Origin of the sequence: Ensifer adhaerens (assembly GCF_001270265.1) — a bacterium.
GTDB lineage: Bacteria > Pseudomonadota > Alphaproteobacteria > Rhizobiales > Rhizobiaceae > Ensifer > Ensifer adhaerens_B.
The window spans coordinates 125,199-142,174 of sequence record NZ_LGAP01000014.1; the positions used below are offsets into that span (position 1 = coordinate 125,199).

General features: G+C 63.0%; 6 protein-coding genes. 2 read left to right on the plus strand and 4 right to left on the minus strand.

Annotated elements, in window-relative coordinates:
• Positions 1–15 precede the first annotated feature (15 nt).
• The 4 genes from AC244_RS20205 to AC244_RS20220 form a co-directional block, all read right to left on the minus strand.
• Positions 16–2,823 (minus strand): condensation domain-containing protein, encoded by a 2,808-nt coding sequence (locus tag AC244_RS20205; RefSeq protein ID WP_053250604.1) that lies wholly within the window; start codon positions 2,821–2,823, stop codon positions 16–18.
• Positions 2,820–10,895 carry a hybrid non-ribosomal peptide synthetase/type I polyketide synthase gene (locus AC244_RS20210; protein ID WP_053250605.1) on the minus strand — a complete coding sequence of 2,692 codons (8,076 nt, stop codon included), beginning with the start codon at positions 10,893–10,895 and terminating at the stop codon, positions 2,820–2,822. The genes AC244_RS20205 and AC244_RS20210 overlap by 4 nt, the downstream gene beginning before the upstream one ends.
• Positions 10,892–12,838 carry a non-ribosomal peptide synthetase gene (locus AC244_RS20215; RefSeq protein ID WP_082366973.1) on the minus strand — a complete coding sequence of 649 codons (1,947 nt, stop codon included), beginning with the start codon at positions 12,836–12,838 and terminating at the stop codon, positions 10,892–10,894. The genes AC244_RS20210 and AC244_RS20215 overlap by 4 nt, the downstream gene beginning before the upstream one ends.
• A 349-nt stretch (positions 12,839–13,187) precedes the next feature.
• Positions 13,188–13,952 (minus strand): glycoside hydrolase family 16 protein, encoded by a 765-nt coding sequence (locus AC244_RS20220; protein ID WP_053250606.1) that lies wholly within the window; start codon positions 13,950–13,952, stop codon positions 13,188–13,190.
• A gap of 232 nt (positions 13,953–14,184) precedes the next feature.
• Here AC244_RS20220 and AC244_RS20225 point away from each other — a divergent pair, with 232 nt between their 5' ends.
• Both AC244_RS20225 and AC244_RS20230 read left to right on the plus strand, forming a co-directional pair.
• Positions 14,185–15,630: a hypothetical protein gene (locus AC244_RS20225; RefSeq protein ID WP_053250607.1), complete on the plus strand. Its 1,446-nt coding sequence runs from the start codon at positions 14,185–14,187 to the stop codon at positions 15,628–15,630.
• Positions 15,630–16,913, plus strand: a complete 1,284-nt coding sequence (locus AC244_RS20230; RefSeq protein ID WP_053250608.1) for a polysaccharide pyruvyl transferase family protein — start codon at positions 15,630–15,632, stop codon at positions 16,911–16,913. Before AC244_RS20225 ends, AC244_RS20230 begins: the two co-directional genes overlap by 1 nt.
• Positions 16,914–16,976: the final 63 nt, after the last annotated feature.

The window sequence follows — 16,976 nt, forward strand, 5'->3', positions numbered from 1 at the left end:
CTTCGCACGTCGTGTTCAGCTCTCGCCATGAGAGCGGAATCTGTTGATGACGATGGTCGCCAGGGCCTGAATGCTGTTGCTGTTGAGACTATCCTCATGCCAGCCTTCAAGGTCGAATACTTCGCTGTCCCCGGCAATCGCACCACCCCAGCCGAAGAGCAGCTTGCGAGCGCGGCGATGAGTGGCTTCGCTGCGGAACAGCAGCACCGACTTTTCATTCGTCGTCGGCGGCCGGTAGCGACGGGCCGCATTGATCAGCAAGTCGGTAACATCGGCATTGACGGCTTCTTCCTGGGAATAGGTCCCCGCCCGCAGTCCCAGACGCTTCAGCAAGGCAAGCGTGAAGTTGAACTCCCTGAGATAGTCGACGAAACTGATGCGGCCGGAAAAGAGCTTGCGGGTGAAATAGCCGATGCGTTTCAGGCGGCGCTCGCCGTTCCAGCGAAGGCGCCGGAGCCGGGGCTGCGACCTGACATAGCCCGGGGCCCAGGCATCGATGACGGCGGTGAAACGAAGATCGGCGCCGCGCTCGCGCAATTGTCGGGCAATTTCGACCGCCAGCACGCCGTTGACGCAAAGCCCCATCACGCCGACCGGCCCTTTGAGAATGTCCGCGCCCATGCTGTCGACGGCATGCCCGGCGATCTCCTCGAGCGACATGGAGGCGAGATGTCCGGTGAGATCCGCATGGAACATGTTGGCGTTGTAGACCGACACGGCATCGCCGAGATCGGTGGCAAGCCGGTAGTAAAGGAACGGATGATTGAGCGTGTAGAGCGTATAGGGCGCATCGGTACGCCCGCAGGCAGTGACGTTCCAGGGACTTGCACTCGGTCCTTCCAGTTCCGTCCCGCTCGGCTCCGTGCGGCCAAACAGTGCATTGGCAAAGCCGGCGAATGTCGGCTGCTTGAAGAGTTGCTCCAGGTCAGCCTTGGCTCCGAGCTTTGATCGGGCGCCCGAGAGCATGCGCAATGCCAGGAGCGAGTGGCCGCCGAGCGCAAAGAAGTTGTCATCGGGCGCTATCGTCGGGACGCCGAGCACCTCTGCCCAGATCGCCGCAAGCGCCTTGGTCTGATCGGTTCGCGCTGTCGGTAGCGGCACCGGAACACCCGCCGGTTCGATGCGACCGATCACGGTCTTGGCGAGGGCGGGCGGCGGTGCCGGGATGCGCAATGCAGCGCGATCGACGGTGCCGCTCGCATCGCGCGGAAAGTTGAGCAGCACGCTGATGCCGCCCGGCATGGCCGATTGGGACAGTTGCCGCCCCAGATACTCCATCAGATGCTCCGGCAGGCGGTCCAGCGGCTCGGTGATCGTCAATGCCGGGGTGACAAAGGCATGCACACGTTTCCCATCGTCCTCGACCAGTACCACGGCCGAACCGACGGACGGATGGGCGGCAAGCATCTGTTCGATCGCCGTTGCCCGACCGGTCTCTACCCGCTGGGTCTTGATCTCCCGCGCGGGGATGGTCAGCGCCGAAAGCGGAGCCGAGGGATGCTCCAGCGCCGCTTCATAGGCCTCCTGCCAAAGCCGCAGCAGGGATTCGATCGTGCTCTTTTCGAACAGGTCGGCATTATATTCGATGGACATGCGCCATCCGCTCGGCCTGCCGATCATGATGAAGCTCAGATCGTAGATAACGCCCGGGGATTGCGACGGCGCGCTGATCAGCTCGAAACCGCCATATTGATGATCTTCCAGGAAGGCCTTCTGCAGGTTGAAGTTGACTGAGATCAGCGGGTTGCGCGAAGGATCGCGAACCGGGTTGACCAACTCGACCAGTTTGTTGAACGGCATCCTGTGATGGTTGAGCGCAGCCGTCACCTTTTCACTTGCCGACCGCACATGGTCGGCAAAGGAAATGTCGCCGGCCATGTCGAAGCGCAGAACGACATTGTTGATGAAGACCCCGATGAGGTTCTCCAGGTCCGTCTCGTCGCGCCCGGCGACCTGGGACCCGAACATGACGGTGTTTTGGCCGGTGTAGCGATGGAGCAAAGCGCTGACGACGGCAGCCCCGAAACTGTAGAGCGACACCCGGTGTGCGCGGGCAGCAGCGTCGATCCGCTCGCTGAAATCACCTGTATTGTTGACGGAGAGGATATTGCCGCGGCTGGTCTTTACCGGCCCGCGCGGCGTATCGGGAACAACCTCGAAATACGGCGCGCCGGACAGTTGCTCGCGCCAGAACGATTTCTCCGTCTCAAAGCCGTAGCTGTTCAGATACTCCTGCTGCCACAGCGAGAAATCGCCGTATTGCAACGGCAGATCCGGAACAACCGGCTGCCGGCCGGCATCAAGCGCCGCAGCGATCTCGCCGACCTCGCGACCGAGGACGCGGATCGACCAACCATCAAAGCAGCTCTGGTGGGCGGTGATCAGTAAGAAGCCCCGCTCGTTCTCCACCATCAGCAGAGATACGCGGAAGAGACAGGGGCTGGCGAGATCGAACGGCGCGCGGGCGGTTTCCTCACCGATCGACAGGATGCGCTGATCGCGTTGTTCTGCCGGCACGTTTCGCAGGTCGATGACGGACATCTTGAAGTCGACCTGGTCGACCACCTGCTGGCAGGGCCTGCCGCCGACCTCGACGAAGCGGGTGCGAAGGATCTCGTGGCGCTGGATCACCGTTCGGAAGGCCGCCTCCAACGTCGAGGAGCGGAACGCGCCACGGATCTCCCAGCGCACGGCAACGTTGAGCGCCGGATTGCCCGGCTTCAACTGATCGAGGATCCAGCAGCGCAACTGTGTCTGGGAGCAAGGGAACTCCGCAACTACGGTGGGTTCGGCGACAGGCGCAGTGTTGTTAATCTCTTTCATGCTCGTGACACCTGCTCAACCCGGCGCCGCGCGCCATTGCGGAAATCTCTCAGCGAAGGGACCTGCGGCTGGGTGCCGTTCAGATCGATGTCGTCGCGTGTCTCGGCAAAGGTGGCGAGTTCTGCGATCGAGGGATGCATCATCAGATGTTTGGCCTCCAGGCGCAGGCCACTGTCCAGCATGCGGGCGGCGATGCGGAAGATGATCAGTGAATCCGCCCCGAGCGCGTAGAGGTTGTCCTCGACGCCGATCTCCTGCGAGTTCAGGACGTCGCGCCAGATCTCGCAGAGCCGCGTCTCCATGGCGGTGCGCGGCGGCACCCTGATGGCTGCGACCTCGCGTTGCGGCAGGCCGCGCTGTTCGAGCGTCTTGCGGTCGAGCTTTCCGTTCGCCGTCTGGGGCAGAGCCTCCTCGAACGCCCAGAAACCGGGCACCATATGTGCAGGCAGATTGGCCTCCGCATGCGCGGCAAGCATGGATGTCGACGGCTTGCTGTCCTGGTTTTCCGGAATGACATAGCAGACCAGTTGCTTGTCGCCGTTGCTGTTCTGGGCAGCCACAACCGCGCATTGGCGAACACCCGGGGCACTGGCTATCGCAGCCTCAATGTCGCCGAGCTCGATGCGGAAACCACGCAGCTTGATCTGCTGGTCGCGTCGGCCAAGCAATTGCAGCGAACCATCCGCGAGCCGCCGGCCGACATCGCCGGTCTTGTAGAGACGCTGGACAGTTCCGGTGCCGATGTCGATATCGACAAAGGCCTTCTCTGTCAGATCCGGGCGGGCGAAGTACCCGTTGGCGAGGCCCTCGCCACCGATATGCAGTTCACCGGTGACGCCGATGGCGGCAACTCGGTTGGCCTTGTCGAGGATGAGGAGCTGCGTGTTGGCGATCGGATGGCCGATCGTGATCGGCTTTTCGCCATCTTCGATCCGCTGCACCGACGACCAGATCGTCGTCTCGGTCGGGCCATACATGTTCCACAACTCAGCCCCGAGACCGAGTAACGAGGATGCCAGCGCCTTGGGAAGCGGTTCGCCACCGCACAGCATCCTGAGGCTCGAACGGCTGAGGCCGGCCTCGACCAGCATCTGCCAGAGTGTCGGCGTCGCCTGAAGCACAGTCGCACGGCTGCTTTCGACGAGCCGGACCAGAGCAAAACCGTCCCGCACCGTGTGCTGGCCGGCAAGCACGACCTTCGCGCCTGTGATCAGCGGCAGGTAGAGTTCAAGGCCGGCAATGTCGAAGGAGATCGTCGTCACCGCGACAATCGTGTCGCGATCGTCAAGCCCCGGCTCCCGCGCCATCGACGTGAGGAAGTTGACCAGGGCACGATGGGAAACTTCGACGCCCTTGGGGGCTCCGGTCGATCCCGAGGTAAAGATGATGTAGGCGGGCGTCGCCGCGTCCGTCGGGATTTTCGGCAGCTCCGTTTCCGAGTTGGCAGCCCCGGCGGCGCCGTCGATGCGGAGTATGGCGACATCCTTGCCCGCCAGGCCCTCCGCCCGGTCGCTATCGCAGATCATACCTGCAACACGCGCAACCTCCAGTGTCTGCGACAGGCGCGTTTCCGGATGCGCCGGGTCGAGCGGCACGTAGGCATGTCCCGATTTCATGATCGCCAGCAGGGCGATCACCATCTCAAGCGACCGTTCGACCAGAAGTGCCACGCGCTGCCCCGGTTCCGGGATTGCCTTCTGGATCCGGCAGGCCAGTTGGTTGGATCGCGTTTCGAGATCGGCATAGGTCATCGTCGCGCCGTCGAGTTCGACGGCGACCGCAGTCGGCTGCTCGGCAGCTCTGCGTGCAAACAGCGAGAAGACGAATGCATCGCGATCGTAGTCGGTGGCCGTGCCGTTCAGGCCATCGGCAAGCCAGGCCTGTTCGGCCGCAGACAGAAGCGGCAGATCGTGGATCGGCCGGGTCATGTCGGCAGCCAGCGCCGTAACCAGTGTCGCGAAATGGCCGATCCAGCGCTCGATCGTGCTGCGCTCAAAGACTTCCGCATTGTAGTCGACATCGATGCGAACGCCCTTAGGGCTTTCGGTCAGGTTGAAGAACATGTCGAAGTTGGAGAAGGCCTTGGCATTCGACGCAATCTTGGTCTGCAGCCCGCCGAACTCCAGATTGTCCGGAACCCGCTCCAGGTTGAACTGGATCTCGGTCAGCGGCAGGCGATGCGTGTCGCGCTTGACGCCCAGTTTGCGGACGAGCGTGCCGTAGGTGTAGTCCTGGTGTTCGAACGCACCGAGCACGAGTTGCTGCGTCACCTTGAGATGCTCGTCGAAACGACTATCGGACGACACAGTCTGGCGAAGCGGCAGGAGATTGACGCAATGGCCGACGAGCGTCTGGCCGTCGAGCAGGCTCTGCCCGGCCGAAGGCACGGCGACGACGATGTCGTCCTGACCGGAGAGGCGGGAGATCATGATCTGCAGCACCGCCAGCAAGGTCGAAAACAGCGTGGCGCCAGACTTTGCCCCCGCCTTCTTCAGGGCTTTGTAGGCTTCCGCCTCGATGTTTCCGGTAACGGTGCCGCCGGCAAAGCTGCGGCGATCCGACCGTGGCCGATCCAGCGGCATATCAGGCAGATCGGGGACATCCTTGTATTGGTCGAGCCAGAACTGTTCGGTCGCGTTTGATATCTCCGCATTGGGAGCGAGATCGGTCGCGTAGGTGGCAAAGGACAGCGGCGGCGCCAGCCCGGCCTCGGCGTTGCGCACATCGGCCGAATAGGTGGCGGCAAGCTCTTCGATCACGACATTCACCGACCAGCCATCACAGACGATGTGGTGTGCGGTGAAGACCAGGCGGTGGCTATCGGGCGCCATCCGAACGATGGAAGCCCGGACCAGCGGCCCGTTGGCAAGATCGAAGGGGGTGCGCGCATCCTCATCGATCAGCTGCCGGAACAACGCCTCGCCATCGCTCTCACCGGCAAGGTCGATATCGGCCACATCGAGCACGAAATCGGGAATGAATTCGAAATGATCGCCTGCCCGGCCGAAGCGGATCTGCAATGCGTCGTGTCTTGCGACCACCGCGTCGAGCGCCCGACCAAGGCGCTCGCGATCAAGCGGCCCATCCAATGCCATGGTGAAGGACTCGTTGAAGGAGCACGAGGCTTCGTCGCCGACCTGGGCGGCCAACCAGATCTCCTTTTGCGCTTCCGTCAGCGGCGCCGTTGACGGTCGGGCAGCGATCACGGCGACGGGCGCTGGCGCGATATTCTCTGCCTGGAGTTGCGTGCCCAGGATGCCGACCGATTGAAACGCGTCAAGGCTCGTGCGAAATGCGGCGGCAATCGCCTGGAAATCCGCCTCGCTGTGGGCGGTCGTCAGGAAGCAGGGATAGCCGTCCTGGATATGGATGCCCTGCATGCGCATCTTTGCATAGAGGAGCGGGCCGAGCGGATCGTCGCTGCCGAAGTCGGTGAAGAACCAGCTCTTGTAGCCGTTGACGGTCTTGGCGATCCCGCGCCGGGCGAGATCGGCATTGATCTCCGCGACCAGAGCCTGCGTACGCTCGGCGACGGCGCCGTAAAGTGCGGCCCCCTCGCCCTTGATGTGCTGGAGAACGGCCTTGGCCGCCGCAAGCACGAGAGGATGGCGCACGAACGTCCCGGCAAAGAAGGTTGGCGCGGTCATCGGGACGGTATCGTCGCCGTAGTTCCAGCATCCGCCGTCAAGCGCATCCATGAAACGGCTGTCGCCGACCAGCACACCGATCGGCATGCCGCCGCCGATGACCTTGCCATAGGTCGCCATGTCGCCCTTGATGCCCCAGACGGCCTGCATGCCGCCGGGATCGACGCGGAAGCCGGTGACGACCTCGTCGAAGACCAATGCGAATTCGGACTTCGACGCGATATCGCGCAGCTCGCGAACGAACTCGACCGGCCGCAATTCCGGATGACGGCTTTGAACCGGCTCGATGATCACCGCGGCGATATCGCCGGCATTGGCTCTGATCCACTCAAGGCTTTCCGGATCGCCGTAACGAAGCACCGTCATGTTGGCGACGGAGGCAGACGGGATACCGGCGGCAACCGGTATCGCGACGGGCGCACCCGCCCGGTTCTTGCCCTTGACCAGCACCTCGTCGAACTGCCCGTGATAATCGTTGCCGAAAACCACGATCCGGTCCCGGCCGGTCACCGTACGCGCCACCCGCATGGCCGCCATGACAGCTTCCGAGCCGGTATTGCAGAAGGTCACGCGCTCGTGTCCGGTTATATCAGCGATCATCTCGGCGACTTCGCCGGCAAGCGGCGTCTGCGGGCCGATGGCAAATCCGGCGTCGGCCTGCGCCTTCACCGCTTCCACGACGAAATCCGGCGCATGGCCGAAGGCCGTCTGCCCCATGCCGTTGACCAGATCGATATATTCGTTGCCGTCGACGTCCCAGATGCGCGAGCCCTTCGACCGGTCGGAAACGACGGGGAAGACGATCTCCTTCCAGTCCTGACGGAAACCGGCAGCGGTGCGCGGATCGGCCAGCCATTTCCGGTTCTGGTCGGTGAAACTCTTCGACTTTCCGTTCCGTGCCTCGTAGGCCGCGATCAATTCCGAAACGAACGCCTGTTTCTGTGGGGTCATCTCCGTCGCGAGGCTCTTGGCGCCCGGGCGGTAGAGCTTGATGCGCTCCGCTCCGATCTCGCCATCGGCTGGGCGACCGACCTGCTCCTTCGGCGCCGGCTGCGGCTCATTCGACGCAATCGGGCTGGTGATCGCCGCCGAAGCGGCAATCGACATTGCAGGCGGGGTGGCGACGGAACCTGTCGCCTGGAGCACCTGCAGCTGCTGCGAAACGATCGTCTGCAACATCTGCAGTTGCGACTGGAGGACGGACTCGATGCCGGCAATAGTCGCTGCCGTCGCGACGGGCGCAACCGGCAGCAGCGCCTGTGCTGCTGCGGCCGGAGCCTCGGCCGCTGCGAGCGGCGGTGTGGCCACCGGTGCGGCTGCCGGCGCCTGCTGCTGCTCGGGCGGCAACTGCCGATCGAGATGCGCAGCCAGGTCCTGGATGGTGGGAATATTGCTCAGGAGCTCCCGGAACGAGAGCTTGATCTTGTAGTCCTTCTCGATCCGCTGGGCGAACTGGCCGATGAAGAGCGAGTCAAAGCCGAGTTCCAGGAATGTCGCGCCCGTTTCGCTCGGTCCAAGCGCCTCCCCCGACATGTCGCTGAGCAAAGTGATGAGGGAAGTTTGCAATGCAGGGATACGGCTTGCGGCAGCAACTGGTGTGGCAACATTCATGATTTTCATCCCGTCAATCGGTTGCGCTTGAGTGTCGGTGGAAGCCGGTTCGGTGGCAGGAGGCTGCACAGCCGACGACGCCGGCCGGCTTACGCCGCGCCGCGCCGAGGCTGGAGCGTCGATCCAGTGGCGCTGCCGCTGGAAGGGATAGGTAGGCAGCACCAGCGGTGCCCTGCCGGCAGAAGGCGACGTCGGCCAGTTGATGTCGCAGCCCGACATCCAGAGCTTGCCGTGCGCCTCGGCGAGGGTTTCGCCGGCGGCATGCGCGCGGTCATGTTCCGGCAGCGACTGGACGACTGCGGTGACGGCATCGCGGGCGAGCGTCTGTGCGGCAAACACCGACAGAGTGCGACCGGGCCCGACCTCCAGCAAGACAGGCTTCCGTCCCTCGGAAAGGGCCGACAGCCCGTCGGAAAACCGGACGGCGGCGCGGCAATGCTTCGCCCAATAGTCGGGCGACATGCCCTGTTCGATCGTCTGCCAACCGCCGGTGACGCAGGAAATATAGGGCGTTATGGCAGTGCCGTAGGTGACCTTTGCCGTCTCTTCGCGCAGGGCATCAGTGACGCCGTCCATCATCGCCGAATGAAACGCATGAGACGTGTGAAGCCGGCTGAAGGCGATACCGGCGCGCTCCATCGCAGCGCACGCCGCATCGACGGCGGCGAAGGTGCCGGAGATCACGCAGAGTTTCGGGGCATTGACCGCGGCTATTTCGACCTCGTCGCCGAGATGGGCGGAGACTGTCTCGACATCCGCACGCACGGAAACCATCGCGCCTTGCGGCTGCGACTGCATCAAGCGTCCGCGCGCAGCGACGAGCCGCACTCCGTCCTCGAAGGAAATGACATTGGCAAGCGTCGCGGCGACGAATTCGCCGACGCTGTGACCGATCATGGCGTCGGGCCTCAAGCCGCGGCTCATCCATAGCCGTGCCAGAGCATATTCGACGAGATAGAGACAGGGTTGCGCTATGCGGGTCTCGCGCTGCTCTTCGGCCATGGCCTGGCTCACGGTGCCAGCGTGGCAGATGAAATCGCGCAGGTCCGTCTTCAGCGGTGCCCGAAGCAGCTCCGTGCCCCTGTCGATCCAGCGGGTGAATTCCGGCTCGCGGTTATAGAGTGCCGCTCCCATGCCGACATATTGCGATCCCTGGCCGGGGAACATGAAGGCGAGCGGCGGCCTGTCCGTCGCGACCGCGCTCGGCATTCGCTCGCCGCCGAGGCGCTCGATCGCCTGGTCGATATCGTTGACGGCGATGGCAGTACGATGGCTGAAGGCGCGCCGTCCAGTTTGCAGCGTGTGCGCGACCTGCGACAGCGGCAACGCCGGATGCGCCTGCAGATGATCACGCAGGTTCAGCCGCATGGCCGCAAGCGCGGCCTCGTTGCGGGCGGACAGCGGCAGGATATACGGCCCCCGCGCCATGTCGGCGACGTCGCCTTGCGACACCGGCGCCTGCTCAAGCACGAGATGGACATTGGTGCCGCCGACGCCGAACGAGCTGATGCCGGCACGGCGCGGACCTTCGGTGGCCGGCCAGTCGGTGGTGCTGGCGGGAATGTAGAAGGGGCTGTCGTCGAGATTGATGCGCGGGTTCGGCCGTTGATAATTCGCCATTCCCGGTATCTTGGCGTGATAGAGCGCCAGCGTGGTCTTGATCAGTCCGCAGACGCCCGCGGCCGCGTCGAGGTGACCGACATTGCCCTTGACCGAGCCCAGGGCACAAAGCTGCCGCTTGTCGCCTGCATCGGCAAATGCGGCGCACAATCCGCCGAACTCGATCGGATCGCCGAGCGGGGTCGCGGTGCCGTGGCATTCGACATAGCCGATCGTCTGGGGATCGACGCCTGCGTTTGCCAGAGCCGACGAAATCGCATCCGCCTGCCCGTCGACGCTTGGCGCCGTAAACCCGATCTTGTCCGAACCGTCGTTGTTGATGCCATAGCCGCGAATGACCGCGAAGATCCGGTCGCCATCCCGAAGCGCGTCTTCAAGCCGCTTCAATAAAACGATGCCCGCGCCACTGCCGAAAACCGTTCCGGCCGCCTGTTCATCGAACGGCCGGCAGACGCCGTCGGGCGAAGCCATGCCGCCCTCCTGGTAGATATAGCCGCGCCGTTGCGGGATCGTGATCGATACCCCGCCCGCAAGCGCCATGTCGCAGCTGTAGGTCAGCAGATTCTGGCAGGCCTGGGACACGGCCAACAGCGACGTGGAACAGGCCGACTGGATGGCGATTGCCGGTCCGCGCAGGTTGAACTTATAGGCGATGCGGGTCGCGAGAACGTCCGTTACCGAGCCGACGATCTGCTGGAAACAACCGATCTGATAGTTGGACGTGAACTCCTCGGCCTTCGCCCGCTCACCCAGGACATTGTTAATGAGATAGGTGGGCATCGACGCTCCCGCGAAGACGCCGATCAGGCCGGGATAGCGGTGAGGATCATAGCCTGCCCGCTCAAGCGCCTCCCAGCAGACCTCGAGAAAGATGCGGTGCTGCGGATCGGTGACCGCCGCCTCCCGCGGGAACATGCCGAAGAACTCGGCGTCGAACATGTCGATGTCAGGGAGCTGCGGCCGGGCGGGCACGTAGTTCGCCGCCGCACGTTCCTCGTCGGTGAATGCATCCTCGATTTCTTCCGGTCTCAGTTTCGAAAATGCGTGCCGTCCCTCGCACACGAGATCCCAGAGCGCCTCGACCGACGGGGCACTTGGAAAGCGGCCAGACATGCCGATGATCGCGATGCCCGTCACCTCCTGGTCATTGCGATCCGAACCGCGGACGTCATCCGCATCGTTGAAAACGGTCATGAAGCGCTCCTGCGGAAGTGGGACATGTTCTTCTTTTGCAACGCCGCACGTTCGGCCGCCGTCATCGCCCGGGCACTGGCCGACGATTTTCCGTCGAGGAAACCAGCCAACTCGCGAATGGTCGGGTGCTTGAACAGGGCAACCACGTCGATCGGACGGGCGAGATTTGCCTCCAGCGCCGCATGCACCCGCATCAGCTGCAGCGACGTTCCACCGAGGTCGAAGAAATTGCGATCGAGTTCCACCGCCTGCAGGCTGAGGACGTTGCGCCAGAGGTCTTGCAAGAGTGCCTCGGTCCGACTGGCGACCGGCGCGTTTTCGGCCGGCAAAGCATCCACCGGCAACGGCAGTCTGGCGCGGTCGACCTTACCCGATTGATGCAATGGCAATTCGTCGAGCACGATCACGGCGCTCGGGATCATGTAGGCGGGCAGGCTGTTGCGAAGTCTCTCCATCACGTCGCGGATCAACTCGGCGTCGTCTGCGCGGGTGCCCTCACGCGGGCACAGGTAACCGACGATGCGCTTGTGCGACTGATCCAGATTCTGGCAGATGACGACACCGTCGGCGAGCCGCGGGTCGCGACGCAAGGCGGCCTCGATTTCGTCAAGCTCGATGCGCTTTCCGTTCAGCTTGATCTGCCGGTCCCGCCGCCCCCGGAAGAGCAGGATGCCATCGTCGCCGAGCACAGCAAGGTCGCCCGTCAGATAGCCGCGCACATCGCCCTGTTCGGTAAGGATCGTGACGAACCGTTCTGCCGTCAGCTCGGGACGTCGGAAATAGCCGATGGCGACGCCCTCGCCGGTGAGGACAAGCTCTCCCTCTATGCCGCGCCCGACCGGGCGATGGTCTTCGTCGACGATCAGTATACCGGTGTGGCTGACGACGCCGCCGATCGGCACGTCCTTGCCATCGAACCCCGCAGGGATGTCGAAGGCGGTGGCAAGGACGGTGATTTCCGTCGGCCCATAGAGGTTTGTCAGTCGGCAGTCCGGATGCGCCTTTTGAAAGCGTTTGACATGTTCGGCCGAGGCGACTTCGCCGCCGAACATCATGTGCCGCAACCTCGGCAGCTCGCAGCACGAAAAATCGGCGAGCAGGTTGAACAGGCCGGTGGTGAGCAAGGAAATGGTGACGCCGTTGTCGCGGATGACGTCCCTAAGCCGGCCAACCGAGAAATTTCCGTCCGCCAGCCCGGCGATGGTCCCACCGTTCGTCAATGTCGTCCAAATCTCGAACGTGGAGGCATCGAAAGCGATTGTAGCGGCGTGCAGCATCACGTCGGCACTTCCAATCTGCACGTAATTTTGATCGAGGGCGAGGCGGGGAATGCCGCGATGCGGAATGGAAACGCCCTTTGGCCGGCCGGTCGAACCCGAAGTGTACATGACGTAGGCCATGTCGCCGCCGCCGACAGGCACTGGTTCGAGCGGCTTTCTCTCGGCTTGCGCGAGATCGGCGACAACGGCATCCAGATCGGCGATCATCCCCTTGACGCTCGGCACCAGACGCATGGTGGCGAGCGTACAGGTATCGACGAAGATCACTTTGGGCTCACAGTCGCCGATGACATAGTCGAGATGATCGACAGGAAAGGTCGTGTCGAGGGGAAGATAGGCAGCACCGGCCTTGAGTGTGGCCAGCATGGCGACGATCGTCTCAAGGGAGCGCGGAACGAAGAGGCAGACGATATCGCCCTTCTTGACGCCCTGCCCCATCAGATAGGCGGCGAGCAGATCGGACATGAGATCAAGTTCGCCATAGGTGATCGAGTGGTCGTCGAAAACGATCGCCGTTGCAAGCGGGGCAGCCTGGGCCTGCTGGTGAACAACGGCATGAACGGAGTGGTCAGGGTCATAGTGCAGCGTTTCCCGCGAGCGGCCCGCCGCACCGCCGGACATCGCCGCCGAACCGTCGGGCTCGGAAAATCGGAACTCAGCCATCTTTCGCCTCCTATCCCTGTCGCTTCGCTACCCCCGCGGAAGACGAAGACGTCCCCTTGCAGCGGACGGCCGGGCGAAATTTGCTGCAATGCCGTCGTCAGCCAGAATTCCATGGTGGCGGAAAATGAACAGATGATCATTGGGATAGCCGCATCGCCACCCGGCCATCAAAAGGGTTAGACCCCCTTAGTCCTTAGGGGGATGCAAGCCACGGAGATGCGCGAACGACACGCAGGTCTGGCGGTCAAAACCGTTCGTCATCGATTTGTTTTTTCTGGATTTTTCCGGCTCGCAGGCAGAACGCGCCCGAGTGGAAACGAGGAAGGCGAAACGACTTGGCCGGCACCGCCTATTGAAGGTCGTAGGCCCTGACATAGTCGATGAACATGTGGGATGGATCCGGCGCCTGGTCGGCGGTTTTTTCGACGAGCGCGAGGTTGAGCAGCACGTACATCGGCTGCCGGTGTTCAGGCCGTGTTTCGGCCGTCCACACGAGTTTCCGATCGAAATACATCCGGATGAACTGAGAATCGATCTTCACCCCATAGGTATGAAAATCTCCGGGGTCGGCATCGCGAAATACCTCGATCCGGCTGAATTGGGAATCGTCCTTGTCACCGCGATGCCAGACATGGATGACCGAGGAATAGCCTTCCGGCTTGTCGCCGTAGAATTCCATCACGTCGATCTCGGCCGTCGACTTCGAGCGGTCCTTGCCGATCAGCCAGAAGGCGGGCCACACGCCAGGGCCGACCGGCAAACGCGCGCGCATTTCGAAATAGCCGTATTGCTGGGCAAAACCATTGCCCTTGGCGTCCACTGAGGCCAGCAGGCCGGACTGCCAGTCGCCTTCCGGGTCACGCTTGGCTTCGATCCTCAGTATGCCGTTCTCGGTCTTGAACGGAGTGCGTTGACCGGGATTGGCAAAGCGAGCTCCGCCGAAATCCCCCGACCACGGCGTATGTGCGATCCACCGGGTGCCGGGGCCCCAGGCGGATACGCTCAGATCGTCGAAATTCTCGTCGAAGGTCAGCGGCATGTCGTCGATCGGAAGCTCATCGCCCGTATCGCCGGCCGTGTATCCGTCGGCATAGGCCGCCGACATAAGCATCATCAGCCACAGGCAGCCGACGACAGGCCGGATGTAAAACCGAACTGGCAGGCGGTGGGCCCGGCAAGGGCAAGCTTCGCGAACAGATGGGGTCATGGTGCAAAACTAACGCGGCCTCCCATCAAGGGTCCATTACCGATTCAGGCCGCTGCTTTATGCGAAAGGCTTAGCCGCAGGCGTAAATACGCGACATGCCGCCTTTGATAGGATCGTTCCGGCAACTGGAATTGGTGGCATGAGCTTCGAACTGATCGGCTTCGTTACCGTACTTGTGGGAGTGGGCGTCCTGATGGCGCCGATCCACTGGGCACTGACGTTCATGGTCGTTTCGACCGCGCTCGGCTCTGCAGCCGCCATCAACCTTCCCGCGCTCGGTGGTGCATCCATCCTCGTTCCCAATGTTTTCCTGCTGTTCTTCGGCCTGCGGATCCTGATGGCCTATGGCGAGGGACCCGTGCTTGCTGCCTTCGCGCCGGCCGGTGCCGGCTTCTGGCTAATGGTGCTCACCCTTTTTGGCGTGCTGACGGCGGTCCTGTCGCCTCGCCTCTTCCAAGGCGCCGTCGACGTGATGACAGTCGAGCGATCGGTCGGCACGAGAAGTTTCATATCGCTGTCGCCGCTGCGATTTTCGTCCAACAACATAACGCAGGCCGTCTATGCGCTCGGCGGCCTTGCCTGTTTCGGATTCTGCCATGCCTATCTGCGCCGGACGGCCGCGCCGTCACACCTCGTCAACGCCATCCTCATTGCGGCAGCGGTCAACCTCGCCTTCGCGGCGGCCGACATTGTCACCTATTTCTCCGGCACCGAGTATCTGCTGAGCGTGGTGCGGACAGCCAACTACGCCCTTCTGACCGCGGCGGAAAAAGGCGGTCTGAAGCGGATTTCCGGATCGTTCCCCGAGGCATCGGCCTTTGCCGATTACACCCTGGTCCTGTTTGGCGCCACCGCCAGCCTGTGGCTCGACCGGGTGCGTTCGCCCGCGACAGCCTTCCTCGCGACCGCCTCGCTCGCAGGGCTGGTGTTCTCCACCTCGGCGACCGCACTGCTCGGGCTTGCGGTGGTCTTCCCATTTCTCTGGATACGCGCGCTGGTGGCGGTCTTCGAGCAAAAACGGCCGGGGCGTCCAGTCTTTCTGGCCGCTCTCTTCCTGGTCGTACCGCTCGTCATACTCACCGTCGTGAACTTGTTTCCGGAAACGGTGTCGACTGTTTACGACTTTCTCGATGAGATGCTCCTGTCAAAGGTCGACAGCCAGTCCGGCCGCGAGCGAGCAATGTGGAACGCTGCCGCCTACGAGGCCTTCGTCAACACGTCCGGCATGGGGGCGGGCCTGGGGAGTGCACGCGCCTCGAGCTATCTGCTGGTTCTCCTTTCGAATGTCGGCGTCCTGGGGCTCGTCATTTTCTGCGTCTTTGTCACGACAATCCTGTGCGCTCGCGTGGCGTCAAGCGCTCAGTGGCGAACGGAAAGCGTTGCCGCGCTGAGGGCGGCGAAAGCCGGCTTTATCGCCGCACTCAGCACGGCTCTCGTATCGGGCACCGTCTATGACCTGGGCCTGATGTTCTACATCCTCGCCGGTAGTGTGTCGGCGCTGACATGCCGGCAAATCGCCGAGGCAAGAGCGGCAAAACCGCGGTTGGTTGATGCGACCAGTCCGCGCCGCATAGGAGGCTCGTGATGAAGATCGTCATCTTCAACGTCAAATATAGCGAAAACCTCGGCGACGGCATTCTTGCCCAGTGCCTGGAGACGGCGCTGGCGCGCGGCGGCGGGGGGTTGGAGGTCAAGACGATCGATCTCGCCGGCAGGACAGCTTTCGGTACCGGCGGTGGCGGGCGGCGCCGGCTGTTGTTGAAGGTGCTGCAAGCACTGCCGTCATTCGCGCGTCGGCTGGTCGTAAGGCAAGCACTTGGTCCGACACTCCGCCGATTACAAGTCGAATGGCAGAAGGAGATCGACGATGCCGATGCTGTTGTCATCGGCGGGGGAAACCTGTTTCAGGACGATGATCTGAACTTTCCGCTCAAGGTCGGCGCAGCGCTCGATTGCGTCAAACGCAGCGGCAAGCCATTGGCTGTCTATGCCGTCGGCACCAGCCGGGACTGGTCGTCGCGGGCAAGGCAGCTCTTCGGCGTGCTCGAGGAAAGCCAACTCGTCCACGTCTCGGTTCGCGATACCATTGCCGGCCGCAACTGGCTCGGCCATTTTCCAGCCGGGCCGCACGCCCGGATACTGCCCGACCCCGGGTTGCTCGTTCGCGAGATCGTCGCAAGCCACGCACTCGAGCCGCTGAAAGTCGATGACCGGGCAATCGGTATCTGCGTCACCGATCCGCTCATCCTGCGGCGTCATTCCAGCCACGGTTCGCAAGGAATTCCGTTCCGACACGCCGATGACTATCACCAATTGCTCGACCTGATGCTCGATGCCGGATATCGCGTCTGCCTCTTCACCAATGGAGCGCAGGAAGACCAGGCCTTTGCGCGGCGCGTTCTCAACGGCGGGGGTCTCGCTGCCCATATCGACAGCGGTAATCTCTATCTCGCCCCTCGCCCCAAGACGCCCGAGGAACTGATCCACATCCTCGCATCGACTCAGGTCATACTGGCGCATCGCCTGCACGCCTGCATCGCCGCCTATTCCCTCGGCGTGCCACAGGTCGGTCTTGGCTGGGATCCAAAAGTCGACGGCTTCTTCCAGTTCGTCGGCCGGTCGGAATATTTTGCCGGAGAAGCCGATATCTCCGCACAGCATGTGGCCTCGCTGCTTGAGGAGGCGGCGCGCAAGGGCATCGACCCCGCGGTCCACGGCTCGGTCCTCCATCAGGCCCGCGAAGGCATCAGCCAGCTGCAAGATTGCCTGGTAGCACATCAAAACCGCGGCGTGAGCCGGAAGACCCAGCCAGTGGTTGCGACGAACGACAGAGGCATGGCCGACTACGCCTGGTCAAACGGTCTCTAGCCATCACGGGTCACGCCCACTGCGGCGCGCGGCCTTCGGCACGGCCGACGCTTAAAGCACAAG